20 protein-coding genes are annotated in these 20,145 nt (G+C 65.4%); 10 read left to right on the top strand and 10 right to left on the bottom strand.

Going from position 1 to position 20,145, the window contains the following annotated elements:
* Window positions 1–4: 4 nt before the first annotated feature.
* The 5 genes from AC3WW4_RS07100 to AC3WW4_RS07080 are packed head-to-tail and all read right to left on the bottom strand — an operon-like array spanning window position 5 to window position 3,792.
* On the bottom strand, window positions 5–646 hold the full coding sequence (locus AC3WW4_RS07100) for a plasmid pRiA4b ORF-3 family protein (protein ID WP_488826799.1): 642 nt from the start codon (window positions 644–646) through the stop codon (window positions 5–7).
* Window positions 643–2,205 (bottom strand): IS66 family transposase, encoded by a 1,563-nt coding sequence (gene tnpC / locus AC3WW4_RS07095; RefSeq protein ID WP_488826798.1) that lies wholly within the window; start codon window positions 2,203–2,205, stop codon window positions 643–645. Before tnpC ends, AC3WW4_RS07100 begins: the two co-directional genes overlap by 4 nt.
* A 59-nt stretch (window positions 2,206–2,264) precedes the next feature.
* Window positions 2,265–2,612, bottom strand: coding sequence for an IS66 family insertion sequence element accessory protein TnpB (tnpB, locus tag AC3WW4_RS07090; protein ID WP_488826797.1), 348 nt, complete (start codon window positions 2,610–2,612; stop codon window positions 2,265–2,267).
* Window positions 2,609–3,016: a transposase gene (locus AC3WW4_RS07085; RefSeq protein ID WP_488826795.1), complete on the bottom strand. Its 408-nt coding sequence runs from the start codon at window positions 3,014–3,016 to the stop codon at window positions 2,609–2,611. The genes tnpB and AC3WW4_RS07085 overlap by 4 nt, the downstream gene beginning before the upstream one ends.
* Window positions 3,013–3,792 carry a hypothetical protein gene (locus tag AC3WW4_RS07080; RefSeq protein ID WP_488827678.1) on the bottom strand — a complete coding sequence of 260 codons (780 nt, stop codon included), beginning with the start codon at window positions 3,790–3,792 and terminating at the stop codon, window positions 3,013–3,015. The genes AC3WW4_RS07085 and AC3WW4_RS07080 overlap by 4 nt, the downstream gene beginning before the upstream one ends.
* Before the next feature lie 30 nt (window positions 3,793–3,822).
* On the opposite strand from AC3WW4_RS07080, the gene AC3WW4_RS07075 reads away from it, so the two are divergent.
* Entirely contained in the window at window positions 3,823–4,821 is a 999-nt protein-coding gene (locus AC3WW4_RS07075) for a LysR family transcriptional regulator (RefSeq protein ID WP_488827677.1), read from the top strand.
* A 259-nt stretch (window positions 4,822–5,080) separates the two neighbouring features.
* Here the strand turns inward: AC3WW4_RS07075 and AC3WW4_RS07070 are convergent, their stop codons facing one another.
* A complete protein-coding gene (locus AC3WW4_RS07070; RefSeq protein ID WP_488827676.1) occupies window positions 5,081–5,488 on the bottom strand; it encodes a RidA family protein in 408 nt (135 codons plus the stop codon).
* A 94-nt stretch (window positions 5,489–5,582) separates the two neighbouring features.
* On the bottom strand, window positions 5,583–6,476 hold the full coding sequence (locus tag AC3WW4_RS07065; RefSeq protein ID WP_488827675.1) for a LysR family transcriptional regulator: 894 nt from the start codon (window positions 6,474–6,476) through the stop codon (window positions 5,583–5,585).
* Between the two features lie 802 nt (window positions 6,477–7,278).
* Between AC3WW4_RS07065 and AC3WW4_RS07060 the strand changes: the two genes are divergently transcribed.
* Window positions 7,279–8,982, top strand: a complete 1,704-nt coding sequence (locus AC3WW4_RS07060) for a GGDEF domain-containing protein (RefSeq protein WP_488827674.1) — start codon at window positions 7,279–7,281, stop codon at window positions 8,980–8,982.
* 230 nt (window positions 8,983–9,212) lie between these two features.
* On the opposite strand, the gene AC3WW4_RS07055 is transcribed toward AC3WW4_RS07060, so the two are convergent.
* Window positions 9,213–10,619: an acyltransferase gene (locus AC3WW4_RS07055; RefSeq protein ID WP_488827673.1), complete on the bottom strand. Its 1,407-nt coding sequence runs from the start codon at window positions 10,617–10,619 to the stop codon at window positions 9,213–9,215.
* A gap of 17 nt (window positions 10,620–10,636) precedes the next feature.
* The gene (locus AC3WW4_RS07050) at window positions 10,637–11,239 is read right to left on the bottom strand and encodes a methyltransferase family protein (protein ID WP_488827672.1); all 603 of its coding nucleotides are present in this window, start codon (window positions 11,237–11,239) and stop codon (window positions 10,637–10,639) included.
* 211 nt (window positions 11,240–11,450) lie between these two features.
* On the opposite strand from AC3WW4_RS07050, the gene AC3WW4_RS07045 reads away from it, so the two are divergent.
* Complete coding sequence (locus AC3WW4_RS07045; RefSeq protein WP_488827671.1) at window positions 11,451–12,635, top strand: acetyl-CoA C-acyltransferase family protein; 1,185 nt, start codon at window positions 11,451–11,453, stop codon at window positions 12,633–12,635.
* Between the two features lie 94 nt (window positions 12,636–12,729).
* Here the strand turns inward: AC3WW4_RS07045 and AC3WW4_RS07040 are convergent, their stop codons facing one another.
* Window positions 12,730–13,362 carry a TetR/AcrR family transcriptional regulator gene (locus AC3WW4_RS07040; protein WP_488827670.1) on the bottom strand — a complete coding sequence of 211 codons (633 nt, stop codon included), beginning with the start codon at window positions 13,360–13,362 and terminating at the stop codon, window positions 12,730–12,732.
* A 119-nt stretch (window positions 13,363–13,481) separates the two neighbouring features.
* On the opposite strand from AC3WW4_RS07040, the gene AC3WW4_RS07035 reads away from it, so the two are divergent.
* The 7 genes from AC3WW4_RS07035 (at window position 13,482) to AC3WW4_RS07005 (ending at window position 20,145) form a co-directional block, all read left to right on the top strand.
* Entirely contained in the window at window positions 13,482–14,789 is a 1,308-nt protein-coding gene (locus tag AC3WW4_RS07035) for an NAD(P)/FAD-dependent oxidoreductase (protein ID WP_488827669.1), read from the top strand.
* A 14-nt stretch (window positions 14,790–14,803) separates the two neighbouring features.
* Entirely contained in the window at window positions 14,804–15,586 is a 783-nt protein-coding gene (locus AC3WW4_RS07030; protein ID WP_488827668.1) for a DUF1365 domain-containing protein, read from the top strand.
* A complete protein-coding gene (locus AC3WW4_RS07025; protein WP_488827666.1) occupies window positions 15,583–16,860 on the top strand; it encodes a class I SAM-dependent methyltransferase in 1,278 nt (425 codons plus the stop codon). The genes AC3WW4_RS07030 and AC3WW4_RS07025 overlap by 4 nt, the downstream gene beginning before the upstream one ends.
* Window positions 16,861–16,986: 126 nt before the next feature.
* Complete coding sequence (locus tag AC3WW4_RS07020; protein WP_488827665.1) at window positions 16,987–17,487, top strand: chalcone isomerase family protein; 501 nt, start codon at window positions 16,987–16,989, stop codon at window positions 17,485–17,487.
* A 3-nt stretch (window positions 17,488–17,490) separates the two neighbouring features.
* Entirely contained in the window at window positions 17,491–18,795 is a 1,305-nt protein-coding gene (locus AC3WW4_RS07015; protein ID WP_488827664.1) for an MFS transporter, read from the top strand.
* Window positions 18,792–19,364: a DUF3833 domain-containing protein gene (locus AC3WW4_RS07010; protein WP_300159769.1), complete on the top strand. Its 573-nt coding sequence runs from the start codon at window positions 18,792–18,794 to the stop codon at window positions 19,362–19,364. The genes AC3WW4_RS07015 and AC3WW4_RS07010 overlap by 4 nt, the downstream gene beginning before the upstream one ends.
* Before the next feature lie 7 nt (window positions 19,365–19,371).
* Window positions 19,372–20,145 carry an SDR family NAD(P)-dependent oxidoreductase gene (locus tag AC3WW4_RS07005; protein WP_488827663.1) on the top strand — a complete coding sequence of 258 codons (774 nt, stop codon included), beginning with the start codon at window positions 19,372–19,374 and terminating at the stop codon, window positions 20,143–20,145.

The following is a 20,145-nucleotide window of genomic DNA, read 5'->3' as shown; positions in this document are numbered from 1 at the left end:
TCAGCTAGAGCTTGATTTCATACAAGCGATCCTGGACGTCCTGCACGTTGAAGGCATTGGGATCGAGGGGGCGCCCGATCCAAGCGGTCATGTTGTCATGCTCCGGATGCGTCGGGTCGGCGATGGCCTGCAAGAAGTCAGCATAGCCAGGGGCGCCACCCACGTCCTCAGGTGGGCAGGCTCCAGCGCCTGCCAGGCACATGGGGAACTGCAGCTTGAGCTCGGCGGGCATGGTGTCGACCCGCTCGACCTTGATCCTGTGAGTCCAGTTGTCGCCGAAGTCATATGTCCAGTTGAACGTGGCGCTGTAGCCGAGTGCCTTGTTTAACGTCACCTTGGATTCGTCGTCCAGCGACTCATCGGGCCAATCTGGATCCGGCACGCCATATCTGCCTTCGGCGAACTCAAACTCATGCAGATGCCCGCCGTCCCACCCCATGGCACGCAGCAAAACCACATGAAGCTTGGGCAGGCGGATGCTCGATGGCACCAACACGCGCCGCCAGACCTTGGGGCGCACGCCTTGCAACTCGACCTTGAGTTGCAGCACTTTGATGTTTCTGGTGGGTGACCCCACGAGCTTGAGTGAGGGCCTGTTCGATGAGGTGACCATGGCCCACATTGTGCCGATGGTCCGCTCGCTCATGCCGCCTGGCGTTGTTCAGGTGTGGCTTGCTGCGGCGGGCACAGCCGCCACGGCAGCAGCTCATCAACGCGATTGATCGGATGATCGGCAATGCGTGTCAGCACCTGGTGCAAGTAGGCATACGGATCGATCCCATGCAGCTTGGCCGTGCCCAGCAGCGTGTAGACGATGGCGGCTCGCTCGCCACCCGCATCCGAGCCCAGATGCAGGTAGTTCTTGCGCCCGATGGCCACGCCGCGCAGTGATCGCTCGGCGATGTTGTTGTGCGCCTCCATGAGACCATCGTCCACGAAGCGCGTGAGTGCCCGCCAGTGGCTCAGGCTGTAGCCGATGGCCAGTGCCATCGGTGACTTGGCAGACAGCTTTGCCTGCGTCTCGATGAGCCATGTGTGCAAGTCTGCCAGGATGGGCGCGGTGCGTTGCTGTCGCTGCCTTCGTCGCTCATCAGGTGGTTCTCCCTGGATGTCAGCTTCGATGGCGAACACTCGGGCGATGCGCAGCAGGGCCTGGTGGGCCAAGGTGCCAGGCTGCTGGTGCTGCTGCATGTGTACGTCGTAGAACTTGCGCCGGGCATGGGCCCAGCAGCCGGCCTCGATGATCTCGCCGCTGTCAAACAGCCGGTCGTAGCCCGCGAAGGCGTCTGCCTGCACGATGCCCTTGAAGCCGGCCAAGTGACGCCTGGGATGCTCGCCTTTGCGATTGGGGGAGTATTGGAACCATACAGCCTGTGGCCTGGCGTCACCGCTGGCGCGGTCGTCGCGCACATAGGTCCACAATCGCCCAGTGCGTGCCTGTTGACCCTGGCCACCCAGAACCCGGATCGGCGTGTCGTCGGTGTGGATCTTGGCGGCGGCCAGCACATGACGGCCGATGGCTTGCGCCAAGGGGCTGAGCAACGCAGCCGCTGCCCCCACCCAGTCAGCCAGGGTCGAGCGCTCCAGATCCACACCCTGACGGGCATAGATCTGCGAGAGGCGATACAGCGGAGTGTGATCGGCATACTTGCTCACCAGCACATGGGCCAGCAGGCCGGCGCCGGCCATGCCACGATCGAGCGGACGGCTGGGCGCACTGGCTTGTACGATGCTGTCGCACGCCGGGCAGGCCAGGCGGGGCCGCACATGGCGGATGACCTTGAACTGACCGGGCAGGTAGTCGAGCACTTCACTGACGTCTTGGCCAATGGGGCGCAGCGCGTCCAGGCAGGCGCCGCAAGCGCAGCCCGCATCGGGCGTGTGCACCACGATCTCGCGTGGCAGATGGGCTGGCAAGTCGCGCAGGCCTTGGCGGCTTTTGCGTGAGCGCTTGCGGTTGTTGGCACCACCTTCAGGCTCGTCGTTGGCCGCTGGTGGCTCCACCGTTGTCGCGGGTGCCAACAGTTCCATCTGTGCGGCCACATCGAGTTGCTCGCTGCTGCGGCCAAAGTGCATGCGGCGCAGGTAGGCGATCTCGGTCTTGAGCTTGTCAATCAGCAGCTTGGCATGGGCCAGTTCCTGGCGGCTGTCGCGCAACTGGCGAGACAGCTCGCAGTGGTCATGCGGGTGCGGATCGTGTGGCATGACGATACTGTGCCCAAGCGACAGTGATCACGCCACAGGAGATGCGATGTCAACCAGATTCAGGTTGCACGTTCTGGTCGCCAGGTGCGCTCTGGCATGCGCCAGTCGATGCCCTCCAACAGCATCGACAACTGCGCCGGGCTCAGGCTGACCTTGCCGCCATCGGCCTGCGGCCACACGAAGCGGCCCTTCTCCAGGCGCTTGCTCAGCAGGCAAAGGCCTTGTCCATCCCACCACAGCAACTTGATGATGTCACCTCGCCGGCCACGGAAGACGAAGACATGGCCGCCGAACGGGTCTTGCAGCAAGATCTCTTGTGCCACAGCAGCCAGACCATCGAAGCCCTTGCGCATGTCGGTGTGGCCTGCAGCCAGCCAGACGCGGGTGCCAGCAGGCAATCCGATCATGGCAGTGAGCGCAGCACTTGCAGAATGCTGCGCAGATCCTGCGCGGCAAAGCCAGGCGGCAGGCACAGGGTGGCGCCATGGATGTTCAGTTCGATGGGCTGCGTGGCTGCTGGCTGTGCAGGTGGTGCATCGGGCTCTATCATCACCGGCAACAGCACTGGCGCACGGGCCATGGGCGCAGGCCCTGGCGGCAGCCACTTGCGAATCACGTTGGCGTTGATGCCATGGCTCAGGGCAATCGCCGACACCGATGCGCCGGGCATCAGGCATTGCGCCGCCACCTCGGCCTTGAACTGTTTGCTGTACGTCCGCCGCTTGCGTACACCCACAACGCCTGTCTTGGCGTCTGAGTCTTGTTTTGCGATCGCGTCCACCATCTTCTCCATAGTGGACGCGATCTTCACGCTGCCATCACGCCTTGGCTAGAGGGTGGCCGTCGGACGCTTACCGATGGCCAATGCTTAATCACCTTAATGTGGTGAACGTCCAGTAAGGGCTTTGGTGTCGGGGTGATGCCGGTACCGTCTCGATCAAACAGCGCCGCGCTGGCTTGCGCGGCCACATGGTGAACATGGACCACGGGAATGCCGACGGCATCGGCCGCCTGAACCAGCCGATCAGCCTCATGCGCAGCCGCGCCAAATCCGTCCAGCGGCAATCGGCCATCGCGCTCGTATTCCTGCTGGAAATCCAGCAACAAGAGGACGGAGCCTTGTGCGGGCAGAGTGTCCAGGCCTGCCGCACCTGACAACTGTTTGAGGGTCCGCGGTAAGGCAGTCGACGTGCGCGGTAGCTGGCGACTGGCTTGGGTGCGCCCCTCATAGCCCCAATGCACGCCAGATATGTTCTGCATCACGATATAGAGTGGTGCAGCTGGCGGTCTACCCATGGCATCTTCGAGCAACGCATGGGCAGCCGCCATGAAGGTGCCCTGCTGCATCAGGCTGTTGCTTCCGTCTGTGATGGCGACATGCAAGCTAGCGCACCATTCGTCATCTGACAACGGCTTGCCGCCTACGGACCATCCCGATCGATCTGAGCACTCCCGTAAGTGCACCACGGTCAGGCTGGCTACTTTGCTCAGCACGGTGGCCATCAACTGCGTCAGGTCATGCTGAATCTGGCTGCGCTGCGCGGTCGTCAAGGGCGGGCTGGCAATCTCGAGCATCAAGAGGGGCATGGCGGTCTCCAGTGAAGTGATGCAGTCATCGTGACCCCAAAGAGGCTCAAAAACAATATCGTCCTCATTCACAATTTAGTTTCCACAGGGGAAACAATGGAAGACTCTTACTCGGCGCAGAGCCAGCGCATGGCTGATCTGTTGGTGTTCGTGAAGGTGGTGGACCTGGGGGGGTTCACCGCTGCGGCTGGTTCACTAGGCCTTGGCAAATCCGCAGTGACCAAGCAGATCCAGCGCCTGGAGCGCAGCATGGGTGTCACGCTCTTGCATCGCACCACCCGTCGCATGGCGGTGACCGAGGCCGGGCAAGTGCTGTACGAACACGCGGCCAACATGGTCCGGTTGGTAGGGGATGCTTCGGCCTCCTTGTCATCACTGTCGAAGCGGCCCACGGGCCGCTTGAAAATGACTGCTTCTGTCACCTACGGCAAACACGTTCTGGGGCCTCTGTTGCCGGCATTCCATCGGCAGCACCCAGAGATCCAGGTGGAGCTGTTACTGGTTAACCGATACGTGGACCTTTGGGAGGAAGGGATGGATCTGGCCATCCGGTTGACCAATGAACCTCCGGGTCAATTGGCCGGGCGACCCGTGCATCACTTCGACTTCGTGCTGTGTGCATCGCCGCACTTTCTACGTGGCAAGAAACTGTCACACCCGAAGCAACTGTGTGATCTGCCTTGCTTGCCCTTTGGCGTCAGTCAGCCTGGCCAGCCTGTCACCTGGCGCTTTGATGGCCCAGGGCGGGAGACTTGTGCCGTGAAGGTCTCCGGGCCAGTGATCGTCAACAGCAGCGACGTCGTGCGAGATCTATTGCTGGCCGACATGGGACTGGGATTGCTGCCCCGCTTTGCGGTAACGAGTGATCTGGCCTCTGGTGAGTTGCGTGCGGTTTTGCCTCAGTGGACGCCGCAGCCTGTGTTTGGGTCAAGTGCCTGGGCTTTGTGGCAACCCCAGCGCATCGTGCCACCGAAACTCAGGGCGATGGTCGACTTCCTGGTGGAGCACCTTGACGCGACGAAGGCATGAGTCTCAGGCGTGCATTTCACGGGGATGCCACCGCTGGAGTCAAAGGTGCTTAGCCATGCATCAACCACAACGGGTTTTGTGGTCGATTGATGCTTCAAATGAAGCTCAAGCACATCCCGTTTAAGACGCTTGGCACCCCCCGATCGATCACAAGGGAGCGGCACGCAACCAACAGGGCAGACCCGCTCCGGCCAGGAGCCGCCGCTCAACGCCGCTCGCCAAGCGTCCCTTTGGAAGCGACGAGATCCTCCACGAATCATCACGCATGTCCGCGCAATTTGGCCAACGCTTCGATCTCGATGAGCGTATCGCGCGATGCCAGGGATGTCACACCAATGCCCGTCATAGCAGGACGGACTGCGCCGAAGTGGCGAGCGAGCGCCGGAACGACCTGCGACATGCTGTCCGCGAGTTCGCCGCGGACATACACCCGCAGCTGCAGCACGTCCTCAAGCGAGGAGCCAGCCTCGTTCAGCACCGTGACCAGGTGCTGGATCGCCCCTTCAGCCTGCCCTTCCAGCGTGGCGTGCCGGACACGCGAGTCGCCGTCCCAATCAACCTGACCCGAGACAAAGACGAATCCAGACGCCAAGTCCACCTTGGCCTGCGACATGCCGATGGGCGAGCCATCGTAGAGGTGCGTGGGATTGACTAGCTTCGTGCTCATGTGCCGTTCCATGTTGAGGTTGCGATGCTCGACAGCTTAGGAACGGCTCACACAATGCACCATGTCGGCACGCTTGTAGCGATCACAAGCGGCGCTATCTTGCTGTTCCGCCTTGGGCCTGTATGTAGTCGAGCACCCACGTCAGCAGCGAGTCGGACATGGCGGACGGATGGTAGGCCGCGACCACCTGGAAGCCAGGCGGATACTTCTCGAGCGGCACCTCGAACAGTCCATCGCAGGGCAGCAGCCGCGACGGTATGAAGGCCACCATGTTGGACTGCCGCACGTACGCCATCGCCATGAAGAACGAGGGCACTGACGCCACGACGCGACGCCGCAAGCCCTGCTGCTCAAACCAGCTTCCAGCCGAGCCATCGAAGCTCGGCACTGCCGGAGAAACAACGAGGAAATCGTGTGCCACGAGCGACTCCAAGGCCAGCGCGCCTGGTCCTTCGGTCAGCGGCCTGCCGGCGACGCAAACATACCTTTCGGTGAAGAGCGGGATCGACAGCAGGCCTTCGGGCACATAGCCGCTCGATGTGAGGGCCATACCGATTTCGCCCTCCTGCATCCGACGGACCAAATTGGCGCTCTCGATGTTCGAGATCTTCACCTTCACTCTTGGTGCCGCGCGGCGCAGCTCGCGAATCAGGTCGCCGACAATGATGCGTTGCGCATAGTCCGTCGCGGAGATGCTCAAGGTGCGCTCAATGTCCTCCAGCAGGATCGATGTCGGCATCGGCATCGCGTGGATCAGCGCCAGCAACTGCCGCACATGCGGCTGTATCAACTGGCCATAGGCCGTCGGCACCATGCCGTGGCCGGTGCGCACGAACAGGGGATCGCCAAGAATCTCCCTGACTCGCTTGAGCTGCAGGCTCACGGCTTGCTGCGAGACGTCGAGCGCCTCGGCCGCTGCCGACACCGTCCCCTGCTCATAGAGGGCGCTGAGCATACGGAGATGGTTGAGTTCCAGCTTCTCGATCATGAACGGCCCAAATTGGTGTGCTATCGCCAAACGGAACTGCCAGCCAGGAGCGGTCCCATCATCCAGATGGCAATTGCTACATAGCATAGCTGTCGTTCGCGCTTGGACGCGGAAGGACTGCAATGGATCGCCAGTACCAGTTCGCGACTTTCAGATGCAGCCATTGGGGGCCGCACGCATGGCGCCTCGGCATGCCTGTATTGGTCGTCCTCAATCAATGGCAGGTCACTGCGAATGACCTGCCTTTCGCCAGTTGACGCCACCAATGTCAGCCATAGGTCAGCGCAGACATTCCGTGGTCCATCCCGTGAGGCCGCAACCAGCCTAGCGCCCTCCTTGTTTGGTTAGCGGCAGCTGTGCAGCGGTTGCTGCCGCTCGGTGTGGGCGCCATAAGCGGTCATCGGCTAACGACCGCTAGTGCGCTAGCCAGGCTTCCCGTCCAGCGGGCTCCGAACGCCGTGGCCGCTAACCTTCAAGACGTGCGTGTAGATCATCGTGGTGGCGAGGTCGGCTTGGTGATGCCCGCGGCATCGACGGTGCGCTTGAAGGCGCGCTGGAACGTCTGGTGGCACATGTGGTGTCGCCGCACAACACCGCTGACCGTGTCCATGGATTGGGCCGCTTGAGGAAATTGCTCAGAGCCACGGCCAGGCGGCGACGCACAGGGCGGCCGATAGCAGGAGAACGGTGCGAAAAGCGTGCAAGGCGGGAAGAGTAGTCAGTATTCGCAGGAATAGGCGCAGCGGCAGCGCCGACAATATCGGCCACCATGCGCCTTAGCCGTCTTTTCCTTTGCACCACCGTGCTGCTGCTCGGTCTGGTCTCCTTGATGCTGGTGCGCACGATGTGGACCGACTGGCAGGGCGTGCGCCGCGCTGAATCCGGTCTGGAGGCGATGGAGCTGGCCTATGCGGCCATGCAGGTCGCCGAACACGCCTCGGCCGAGCGCGGCCCGGCCATCCCGGTACTCAACGACCCGCCTTCGGACGCGCTGCGCAAGCGCCTGACGCAGTTCCAGCAGGCGACCGATGCAGCCTTCGACGCGGCGCTGACGCGGCTGCGCCGAAGCGAGGAGGCTGAGCTGCTGACCGCCCTGCCGGTGCTGGAGCGGGCTCGCGCGCAGATGCGGGCAGCCCGGCAGGAGCTCGAACGTGTGGCGGCGCTGCCGCAGGCCGAGCGCGCGGCCGTCGACAAGCGCAGCACCCGGCAGGTCATCGACCAGATGTTTGAGGTCATCGACACGGTGCTGGAGGCGGTCACCCTGCAGTCAGCGAGCGCCGAGCGCATCCACCCCAGCCTGTCGCTGCCGCTGGTCGGCGCGCGCTACGCGGCCGAGCTGCGCGAGCATGCCGGCCGCCTGGGCTCGCAATTCACCGCGCCGCTGGCCAGCGGCTCGCCACTCGGCCCGCAAGAGCGCGACGGCATCCCCCGCCTGCTCGGCCGCATCGAGCAGCTCAAGACCCTGCTGGACGTGAAGGCGCGCACCAGCCTGTCCGATCCACGCATCGACGCCGCGCTGCAGGCCCAGCAGGAACGCTATTTCGGCCAGAGCCTGCCCTTTATCGCCGAGCTCACCGCCCGCGGCTTGGCCGACCAGCCCTATGGCATGGACTCGGCTCAGTTCGTCTCCCGCTATGTGCCGGCGATGCGCAGCATCGTCGAGCTGCGCGACACGCTGCACGAGGTCGGTCGCGAACAGGCCCTGGTGGAGGTGGCGGCAGCCCGGCAGCGGCTGCGCGTCAACGCGCTGATCGGTTGCTGCATCCTGGCGCTGGAGGTCGGCGTGTTCATCACGCTGCGCCGCCGTGTGCTGTCGCCGCTGCTGCTCAGCACCCGGCATATGGTGGCGCTGATGCGGGGCCGGCTGAACCAGCAGCTGCCCGCGGTCCAGCGCAGCGACGAGATCGGCGAGCTGCAGGCTGCGGTGCATGCATTGCAGGCCAGCCTGCAACGCACCCAGGAGCTGGAGGCCGAGCGCGAGACCCTGATCACCGAGCTGCGCCAGCTCAGCCACCGCGACCATCTGACCGGCCTGATGAACCGCCGCGCCTTCGACGAGCTGGCGCCGGCCCAGCTGGCTCAGGTCGAACGCCACCGTTGGCCGCTGGCGCTGCTGCTGTTCGATTTGGACCATTTCAAGCGCATCAACGATCAGCATGGCCACGAGACCGGCGACCTGGTGCTGCAGCACGTGGCGCAACTCGCGCAGGCCCAGCTGCGCAGCGGCGATCTGCTGGCCCGCTATGGCGGCGAGGAGTTCATCGCGCTGCTGCCCAATTGCGATGACCAAGCGGCGCTGGCCCTGGCCGAGCGCCTGCGCCAGGCCATGCAGCAGCAGCCGCTGCACCTGCCCGATGGCAGCATGCTGAACCTGAGCGCCAGCTTCGGTCTGGCGGCGCGGCCGGCTGGCCTCCAGGCCTCGCTGCCCGAACTCTTCAGCAGCGCCGACGCCGCCCTCTACGCGGCCAAGGCCAAAGGCCGCAACCAGGTGCAGTCGGCGGCTTGAGCCGGCCGATGGCTTGCACGCTGGGCTCCCGAGGCGGTGAGCCCGCACGGTCTCAAGCCGTGCGCCGCGCATCAATCGCCCAGAGGACCACCCACCGATGTGTGCCCTCCGCCGCGGGACCACCTTCGGCTGCGTCGCTTTTGCTCGACCGGCGGCTTCAGGGAGACGAATTCGAGGCCTTGGATGTCCTCAATCAGCCTGTAACAGACACCCCCCTTGAGCCGCTCGTTCTAAAAGTACGCCTCGATCGGCAACGAGGCCTCGGACTGCGCTGAAGCTGGCATCGGACCAGATGCCGGCGCCGAGGCGGATGCCTGAACCTGCACCGCCAAACTCGCCGCCACCGCCTTCAACTCAGCCCGCGTGGCGGTGAAGTGCAGGTCCACCCCACCATCCTGCTCGGGTGTGGGCACCACCATCAGCATGCGGAAGGCCACGCCGCAGATGTCGTACCAGGCGGGCCCGCCCTGCCCAAAGTTAATGTCGTACATCGGGAAGCGGGCGCAGTTGTTCAAGATCAGCCCGCCGTCAAGCGTGCCCGCTGCCGAGTCCCAGAACAAACGCCAGATGGCCCGGCGCTGGCGGTAGCGCTCCATCAAGGCCAGGTGCTCAAACAGCGTGTCGTTGCTCACCTGCTCGTTGGACGGACGGCATTTGCTGGCCAGTACGGCCACGCTGTCCTGCTCCATCTCTTGCGGGCTGTAGCGGGCCTCGCCGTAGCACAGGGCGTTACCGAAGTAGTCGCGTGGGATGCGCAGGCGGCGGCGGTGCCGCAGGTCCAGCACGATGCCCACACGGCGTTCCCCCGACGACCGGGTCAAAGGGCTGGTCACTTTCAGGCAATGCGCCGCGGCCAGTTCCACCGCGCTCACGCCCGCATCGGCAGGCAGGGCCAGCTTGGCCTCGTCCTTCCACTGCTGCATGGTGGCCGCGTGAATGCGGAACACCCCTTTGCGCATTTTCAGCGCCTGCCAGCCCAGGCGCAGCATCACGCTCAGGCGACTGCGCATGTCGGGGTCGCGCACCAGGCCCTGTGCAGTGGGCGGCGCATCAAGCGTCATCTTGGCTTGCGCGACGTCGATCACGGCCTGGTGGTCAAGCGCCGGTGTCACCACCTGCAGGCCGCGCGCCATGCGCGACCAGTCGCTCATGAACTGCCAGTAGGCCGCCCCATCGAACAGCGAGTGCGGCCCGTAGCAGCACAGGATGACGCCGCCGCCGCGAAAGCGGTGCACGTTCACCTGCAGCAGGGGCTGGTCCTTGCCCACCCATTGCCAGGGATAGACGGCGCTGAAGTAACGCTTGATCTGGCTGCCGAAGTCGGAGTCGGGGCCGTGCGCGGGCAAGGGCTGGTCCTGCTCGTGCACCCGAAAGTCGATGCCAGCGTCGTTGCAGTCCACGTAGACCTGACCGTCGGCATCTCTTTTCATGCGCCCGGCAATCAGCGGGTAATGGCGCAGCGTCTGCACCAGGGCCTCGCGCATGTGGGCGACCTGCATGCCTTGCGGGTACACCAGCGTCACCGGGATGCCGATGTGGCCGCTGAACAGGTCCAACCCGGTCAGGGGCTGGCGCGGGGCGGTCACGCCGCAGTGCAGGCGTTCATGGGCCAGCAGGGTGTGATCGGCGGACGACATGGTGACCTCTGGGTGCTTCAGTAGACGTAGGGGATCAGGCGTTTGCGACTTTGCTTGAAGCGGGTGTAGGACTCGCCCAGTGCCGATTCCAGCGCGGCCTCTTCCACCTGGATGCGGTAGATGTAGATGGACCAGGAGCCGATGCACATCAGAGCCAGGCTGGCGTAGTTACCCAGCACCAGGCCCAGGCCCATCAGCGTCAGCAAGGCGCCCAGGTAGGACGGGTGGCGCAGCAGGCGGTAGGCGCCGCCATCGACCACGCGGTGGTCATCGGCGATGGTGACGGTGTGGGTGAAGAAGGCGCCCAACTCGCGCCAACAGTGCATGCGCAACAGCATGCCGGCCACGATCAGGCCCAGTCCGCCAAAGTAGGCGGGATGGCGGGCCTCGGCGGGCATGGCGGAGGGGGTGTAGAACGCCAGCGCCACGGCGCCCAGTTGCAGCAGCGAGGTGCCAATCGAGATGACCAGGCCCGAGTAACGGTCGGCGCCCTCATGGCCTGCCGAACGTTGCTTTTTCTGTTGCAACTGGCGCGCTTCCATGGCGTAGGCCCAGATCAGAACGGCCCAGAAGGCGATGGCGTCGGGCCACACAAAGATCAAGGGTCGATCGAGCATCATGTCTCCGGACAACATCTGTGAGAAAGTTCACGCCGATTGTGGGTGGCGCGGTTTTCATCCCGTATCAGGGATTCACCCCGACACCCCCGACCCAAGGGAGGCACGCCTGACAATGGTGCGACGCACCAAGTGCGCCACATTGGCCTCATAATTTGACAATCCATCCCGCCAGATCTGGCGATTTGTCCTCCTCCTTTCAAAGGAACACAACATGACTCGTGAAGTCGTCTTCGTGGGCGCAGCCCGTACCGCCATCGGCAGCTTCGGTGGCGCGCTCAAGGACGTGCCGCCCGCTGACCTGGGCGCACTGGTGATCAAGACCGCCCTGGAGCGCGCTGGCGTCGCCCCCAAGGAAGTCGGGCATGTTGTCGTGGGTCACGTGATCCCCTCCGTGCCGCAAGATGCCTACATCAGCCGCGTGGCCGCGCTGAACGCTGGCGTGCCGCAAGAGGCCCCTGCTTTCAACGTGAACCGTCTGTGCGGTTCGGGCCTGCAGGCCATCGTGTCGGCCGCTCAGTCCATTCAGCTGGGTGACTGCGACGTGGCCGTGGGTGCCGGTGCCGAGTCGATGAGTCGCGGCGCCTACCTGGTCACCAGCAACCGCTGGGGCGCTCGCATGGGCGACGTCAAGATGCTGGACTTCATGCTGGGTGCCCTGCACGACCCGCGCATGCACATCCACATGGGCATCACCGCTGAAAACGTGGCCGCCCGCTACGAGATCACCCGCGAGCAGCAAGACGCTTACGCTGTGCAGTCGCAACAGCGCGCCGCCAAGGCGATTGCCGCTGGCTACTTCAAGGAACAGATCGTTCCGGTCGAGATCAAGACCCGCAAGGGCGTGGTGCTGTTCGACACCGATGAAGGCGTGAAGGCCGACACCACGGTCGACGCCCTGGCCAAGATGAAGCCTGCTTTCAAGAAGGAAGAAGGCACCGTGACCGCGGGCAACGCTTCGACCCTGAACGACGGCGCTGGCGCCGTGGTGATGGCATCAAGCGACAAGGCCAAGGCACTGGGCCTGAAGCCGCTGGCCCGCCTGGTGTCTTACGGCCACGCTGGCGTCGAGCCCGAGTACATGGGCATTGGCCCCGTGCCGGCTTCGCGCAACGCGCTGGCCAAGGCTGGCCTGACCGTCGCCGACATGGACGTGATCGAAGCCAACGAAGCCTTCGCCGCCCAAGCGTGTGCCGTGGCCAAGGAGCTGGGCCTGGACAACGAGAAGGTCAACCCCAACGGTTCGGGCATCTCGCTGGGTCACCCCGTGGGTGGCACGGGCGCCATCCTGGTGACCAAGGCCATCTATGAGCTGCAACGCACCGGCGGCCGCTACGCCCTGATCACGATGTGCATTGGCGGTGGCCAGGGCATCGCCATGGTGATCGAGCGCGTCTGATCTGACGTGATCGCACCATGACCAAGGGGCTCCTCGGAGCCCCTTTTTGCTGCCTGGCTCCCAGCGGGATCAGACCTGAGCAGGTCAGAAGCCGTCAGCGCGGCGCCGCTGCGAGGGGGCTCACGCCGTCGAAGGTGGCGGTGGTGACCCACGCCAGGATCTGCTCGTTCGTGTACATGCCCGAAGCCTTGAGCATGCCGACCACCGGGTCGCAGGCGAGGGCGAACAGCATGTAGAGCGTCATCTCGGCCGGGAGGTCGGGGTTGAGCTGGCCACTGGTCTGCGCCTCGGTGATCCAGATGCTGAGCTTGTTGCTCAGACTGATCAGGCGGTCCATGTAGGCCTCGTTGGCCTGCAGCGAGTTGGACAGCGCCGAGTTTTGCGAGGGCAGCGAGGGCATCTCGCCTTCCAGTTGGCTGGTGATCGCCCAGCGGGCCACGGCCTTGAGTTGGTCAATCGGACGGGCGTCGGTACTCTCACGCAGACCGTCCACGAAGGCCACGGCCCGATCGAGCGCGCGGATCATGGCCGCAGCGGCCAGATCTTCCTTCGAGGCGAAGTGTTTGTACACACTGGCCTTGGCCATGCCGGCCTCCGCGGCCACCTCGTCCACCGTCATCGCGTCGTAGCCCTTGGTGGCCAGCAGGCGATTGACGGCCTCCACGATGGCGTCCTCGCGAATGCGCTGTATTTGTTCCTTGTATGAAAGCCGTGCCATGAGCGCCATTGTAGACCGATGACCCTTGGAGTAAAACGGCAAAAGACAAACGTGACACTCTTTTGGCTATGATGTAGACTAACAAGTATTCATTCTGCACTAGCAAGTTCAAATACCTGGAGCATCGCATGTCCCGTATCGCCGTCATCGGTTCCGGCATCAGTGGCCTGAGCGCCGCCTTGCACCTGTCTGCCCCGGGCAGCGGCCATGAGGTCACGGTGTTCGAGGCCGGCTCGTATTTCGGCGGCCACGCCAACACGGTCGACGTGACCCTCGGCGGCCTCACCCACGGAGTGGACACGGGCTTTCTGGTCTACAACGAGCGCACCTACCCCGGCCTGATCGCCATGTTTGACGAACTGGGGGTGGCGCGTGCGCCCTCCGAGATGTCGTTCTCGGTGCAGTCGCCCCAAGGTGCCGGCCGTCGCAACATCGAGTGGAGCGGCAATTCGCTCAACACCGTGTTTGCCCAGCGCCGCAACCTGCTGCGCCCCCGTTTCTGGTCGATGTTGCGCGACATCCTGCGCTTCAACCGGCTCACCACGGCCATGGCGGTGTCAGGTGCGGACGCCGCACTGGCACAGCCCATCGGCGCTTTTCTGGATGAGCACGGCTTTGGCACCCCCTTCCGCGAAGACTATTTCCTGCCGATGGTGGCCTGCATCTGGTCCTGCCCGACCGAGCAGATGCTGCGCTTCCCGATGGCGACGATGATCCGCTTTTGCCACAACCACGGCTTGCTGCAAGTCGCCAACCGGCCGCAGTGGTTCACGGTGACCGGGGGCTCGCGTGAGTACGTGCGCAAGGTGCTGGCGCGCCTGAAGGACACACGCCTGGCCACGCCCGTGACCCACGTGACCCGCCATGCCCAGGGCGTGACGGTGCACACCGCACAAGGGGCCGAAACCTTCGACGGGGTGGTGATGGCCTGTCACAGCGATCAGGCCCTGAGGCTGCTGGGCGCCCAGGCCACCGCCAACGAGCGCGACCTGTTGGGCGCCATCCGCTACCAGCCCAACCGCGCCGTGCTGCACACCGACACGCGCCTGTTGCCGCAAAAGCGCTCGGCCTGGGCCGCCTGGAACTACGAACGTGCCGCCCAGGTGGACACCGAGCAGGCACAGGTCTGCCTGCACTACCTGATCAACGCGCTGCAACCGCTGCCCTGGCAACAGCCGGTGGTGGTGTCGCTCAACCCCGTGCGTGAGCCCGACCCCGCCACCGTCATCCAGGAAATCGCCTACGACCACCCGGTGTTCGACCAGGCCGCCATCGACGCGCAAGCCCGCCTGCCGGCCATCCAAGGCACCCAGGGCGTCTGGTACGCGGGCGCGTGGTGCGGCTACGGTTTCCACGAAGACGGCTTCCAGGCCGGTCTGCGCGCTGCCAAACTGATCCAGCAAACCGCCTGGGCCCGCCCGCTGGCCGCCGCGTGAGGACACCCCGCACCATGAACGCCACCCCCGTCACCACTGCACTGACACCCGCCCCGCAGGCGTTGATCGGGCGCGGCGTGGTGTGGCATCAGCGCCTGCGCCCGGCCCAGCACACCTTCCGTCACGCCAGCTACTTCCTGATGCTGCCGATGCGCCTGGGGCGGGATCAGGGCTGGCAGGTGCCGCGCGGCCGCTTTGGCTGGATCACCTTCGATGACCGGGACCATGGCGATGGCGGCCCCGACGCCCTGGCCTGGTTCGAGTCCCTGCTGCAGGCCGAAGGCATTGACGACGCCGATGGCGAGGTCTGGCTGCAGACCTACCCGCGCGTGCTGGGCCATGCGTTCAAGCCCGTCAGCTTCTGGTTTGCGCACCGCGCCGATGGCTCGCTGGCGGCCATCGTGGCCGAGGTCAACAACACCTTTGGTGAGCGCCACTGCTACCTGCTGCGCGGCGAGAACGTGCGCTGGGGACAAGAGCTGGTGGCCGACAAGATCTTCCACGTCTCGCCCTTCTGCGCCGTCGAGGGGCAATACCGTTTCCGCTTCATGCGCACCGCCGACCGCATGGTCGCCCGCATCGACCTGCACGACGACCAAGGCCCTTTGCTGAAAACCAGCATCAGCGGCCATCTGGAGCCCTTCACCCGCCACAGCGCCCGCCGTGCCTTCTGGGGCACGCCCCTGATGACGCTGGGCGTGGTCGCCCGCATTCACTGGCACGCCCTGCGCTTGTTCCTCAAGCGCGTGCCTTTCTTCCACAAGCCTGCTGCGCCTGAGCGCTTCGTCTCCCGATGAACACCACCGCATCAACCACCCACGCCACCCCTGCCCTGCCTGCCGATGCTCCGGCCTCGGCCAAGCGGGTGTTCCGGCTGCTCAACAAGCTGCAACATGGTCGGCTCGACATCGAATGGCCCGACGGCGGCCACAGCCGCTTTCCGGCCTCGGCCATCGGGCACGATGACACGCCCGGCGTGCGCGCCACGCTGTGCCTGACCAACTGGCGCGTGTTCGAGCGCACCATGAAGTCGGGCGACATCGGCTTTGCCGAAAGCTACATCGACGGGGACTGGCACACGCCCGACCTGAGCGCGCTGCTGTCGCTGTTCATCGTCAACCGCGATCACCTGGAGAAGGTGGTGTACGGCTCGTGGTGGGGCTCGCTGCTGTACCGCGTCAAGCACTGGCTCAACCGCAACTCGCGCGAAGGCAGCGCCAAGAACATCCACGCCCATTACGACCTGGGCAACAGCTTCTACCGGATGTGGCTGGATGCGTCAATGAACTACTCCAGCGCCTGGTTCGAGGGCAAGCGTGCCCAGGAGCTGGCCCGTGCCGACCTGAAAGCCGCGCAGATGGCCAAGATGCGCCGTGCGCTGGACGAAGCCGGTGTGACCGCCGGCAGCCGCGTGCTGGAGATCGGCTGCGGCTGGGGCGCCATCGCCGAGACAGCCGCCAGCGAGCGCCAGGCGCACGTGACCGGCGTGACCCTGTCGAGCGAGCAACTGGCCTGGGCCCAACAGCGCATGGCCGACGCCGGCCTGAGCGAGCTGGCCGACCTGCGCTACCAGGACTACCGCGATCTGGCCCCGCTGCACGAGCGCGAGCCGTTCGACGCCATCGTCTCCATCGAGATGTTCGAGGCGGTCGGGCAGTCCTACTGGCCCAGCTACTTCGACACGGTCAAGCGCTGCCTCAAGCCCGGTGGCCGCGCCTGCATCCAGACCATCACCATCCGCGACGACCTGTTCGAGCGCTACAGCCGCTCCACCGACTTCATCCAGCAGTACATCTTCCCCGGCGGCATGCTGCCCAGCCCCTCGGGCTTCGAGGCCATGGCCCGCCAAGCCGGCCTGGTGGTGGAAAAGCGCCTGGCCTTCGGCCCCGACTACGCCGAGACGCTGCGCCGCTGGCGCCACGCCTTCCTGCAGCGCGAGAGCGAAGTCGGGCAACTGGGCTTTGACACCCGCTTCGTGCGCATCTGGACCTTCTACCTCGCTTACTGCGAGGCCGCTTTCGACCACGGCAACACCGACGTGATGCAGTTCACCCTGCGCCGCCCGGACTGAGCCCTCACGCTCTCCTCACACCCCACTCACACCATGTCACACCACTCCACTGATCTCAGCCGTCGCCAGACCCTGTGCACCCTGGCGGCGGGGTGTCTCACTTTTTGCGCCACCGCTGTCCCCACCATGAACGCCCTTGCCGCCGCCCCCCTCACCACCGCACCCACCGAGGTCATCGCGGACCTGAAACTGGCGCAGTTGCGGGGCCGCGCCCCCCTGCGCTTTTTCGGCTTGCTGGTGTACGAAGCCCGCCTGTGGGCGCTGCCCGCGTTCGAGCCCGAGCGCTACGACCAACTGCCCTTCGCACTGGAGCTGGAGTACGCCCGCAAGCTGGAGGGCGACGCCATTGCCGAGCGCTCGGTCGCCGAGATGCGCCGCGTGGGTGAGTTCACCGAAGCCCAATCCAAAGCCTGGCTCGCCTTCATGAACCAGGCCTTTCCCAATGTGGGCGCGCAAGACCGGCTGACCGGCCTGCACGATGGGGCTGGCGGCGTGCGCTTCTTCTTCAACGGCAAGCCCACCGCTGCCATCAACGACAAGGCCTTCGCTCGCCTGTTCTTTGGCATCTGGCTGTCGCCCAAGACCTCGGCCCCCGGGCTGCGCAACGCCCTCATCGGCAAGGCTTGAAGCATGTCCGGCACGGGCGTTCACACACACGGCACCGGATGGCGCTATGGCCTGCTGGGCTTGCCCCTGGCCTTCGTGTCGCTGCCGCTGTATGTGACCCTGCCCCGGCATTACGCCGAGCAGTACGCCGTGCCGCTGGGCACCCTGGGCGTCTTGCTGCTGCTCACCCGCCTGCTGGACGCCGTGCTCGACCCGCGCATCGGCCACTGGGTGGACCAACTCTTTGCCCGCCACCCGCGCCAGAGCTGGGTGGCCGCCTTGCTGGCCTCGGTGCTGATGGCCGTGGGCTTTGCCGCCCTGTGGACGCCACCCGCCAACGTGCAAGACACCCGCAACCACCTGCTGGCCTGGCTGGCCGGTGCGCTGGTGGTGACTTATCTGGCTTACAGCCTGGCCTCGATGGTGCACCAGGCCTGGGGCGCGCGCTGGGGCGGCCAACCCGAGCAACGCGCCCGCCTGGTGGCCTGGCGTGAAGGTGCAGCCCTGGCCGGGGTGCTGCTGGCCAGCATCCTGCCTGCGTGGCTGGGCTTGCAGGCCACCAGCGTGGCCTTGGCCGTGGCGCTGGCCCTGGGTTTGTGGACCCTGCATCAGACCCTGGCGGCGCATGTGCCCGCCACCGCAACGGCAGCCCCGACCGAGCCCACCGCCTCGACAGCCGCTGCGCAAACCACGCCCTGGCGCACCCCGGCCTTTGTCGCCCTGCTGATCGTCTTCCTGCTCAACGGCACGGCCAGCGCCATGCCCGCCACCCTGCTGCCCTTCTTTGTGCGCGACACGTTGCAGGCCCCCACCTGGGAGCCGCTGTTCCTGGGCAGCTACTTCCTGGCCGCGGCCTTTGGCCTGCCACTGTGGGTCAAGCTGATCCAACGCATCGGCCTGGCCCCGGCCTGGCTGCTGGGCATGGGTCTGAGCGTGCTGGCCTTTTGCGCCGTGCCTTTGCTTGACCCGGGCGATGCCCTGGCGTTTGAGGCCATCTGCGTGCTCACCGGCCTGTCCCTGGGGGCTGACCTGGCCATCCCCGGCGCACTGCTCACCGGCGTCATCCACCACGCGGGCCTGGGCCAGCAAAGCGAGGGCCGCTTCTTTGGCTGGTGGACGGCCGCCACCAAGCTCAACCTTGCCCTCGCCTCCGGCCTGGCCCTGCCCCTGCTGGCGTGGGTCGGCTATGAAACCGGTCGCCACACACCCGACAACCAGTTCGCCATGGCCCTGACCTACGGCCTGCTGCCCTGCGTCTTCAAGCTGCTGGCTGCCGCTGCCCTGTGGCGCGCCATGCGCCGCCACCCTGTTCTGAGAGGACAAGCATGACCCCCTCCCCACGCACGACACGCCCCCTGCGTTTCCAACGCTTCCTTGCCGCCACGCTCACGGCCCTCGCACTGAGCCCCCTGCTGAGTGGCTGCGCCGGCCCCCAGGTGCAGGACTACGCCCAGGAACAACCGGCGCTCGACCTCAAGCAGTATTTCAACGGCCCCATGCAGGCCCACGGCATCTTCACCGACCGCAGCGGCAAAGTCGTCAAGCGCTTCGTGGTCGACATGCAGGCCAGTTGGAAGGGCAACGAGGGCACGCTGGACGAACGCTTCACCTACAGCGACGGCACCAAGCAGACCCGCATCTGGCACCTGACCGACCACGGCAATGGCCGCTACACCGGCCGCGCTGACGATGTGGTGGGCACGGCCGAAGGCCAGACCGCCGGCAACGCCTTCCGCTGGGCCTACACCCTGGCCCTGCCGGTGGACGGCCGCGTCTGGCATGTGCAGTTCGACGACTGGATGTACCTCATGGACCAGCGCACCATGCTCAACAAGGCCGAGATGAGCAAGTTCGGCATCCGCCTGGGCGAGGTCACCCTGTCCTTCACCAAGCCCTGAGCGCGCCATGTCCCTCAACCCCCGGATCACCCACTGGCAAGACCGCGTCGTGTGGCTCGTTGGTGCCTCCAGCGGCATCGGTGAAGCCACGGCCCGTGCCCTGCACGCCGCCGGCGCCCGCGTGGTCGTCTCGGCCCGCTCGGCCGAACCGCTGGCCCGCTTTGCCGCAGCGCACCCTGGCAGCATCGCCTTGCCGCTGGACGTGACCAACCGCGCCGACATGGCCCGCGCCACGCAAGAGGTGCTCGCCTTGAACGGCCGCATCGACCTGGTGATGTACTGCGCCGGCCACTACCGCGCCATGCGCGCCACCGACTTTGATCTGGACGATGCCCTGCGCCACCAGCAGGTCAACGTGGCCGGCGCGCTGTACCTGCTGGACGCCATCCTGCCCGTCCTGCAACGTCAAGGCCACGGTCACCTCAGCCTGGTGGCCAGCGTGGCCGGCTACCGGGGCTTGCCACAATCGCTGGCCTACGGCCCCACCAAGGCCGCCTTGCAGAACCTCGCCGACACGCTCTACCTCGACCTGCACGAGCTGGGCATCGGCGTCTCCGTCATCAACCCCGGCTTCGTGGCCACCCCGCTGACGGCGCAAAACCAGTTCGCCATGCCCGCCCTGCTCACGCCCGACCAGGCCGCCCAGGCCATCCTGAAAGGCTGGGCACGGGGCGCTTTCGAGATCCACTTTCCGCGTCGCTTCACGCTGTGGCTCAAGCTGATGCGACACTTGCCCGACACGCTTTACTTCGCCCTGGTGCGCCGCGCCACCGGGCTGTGA

Source organism: Aquabacterium sp. TM01, assembly GCF_057808345.1.
This window is presented reverse-complemented; position numbering and strand designations above follow the sequence as displayed.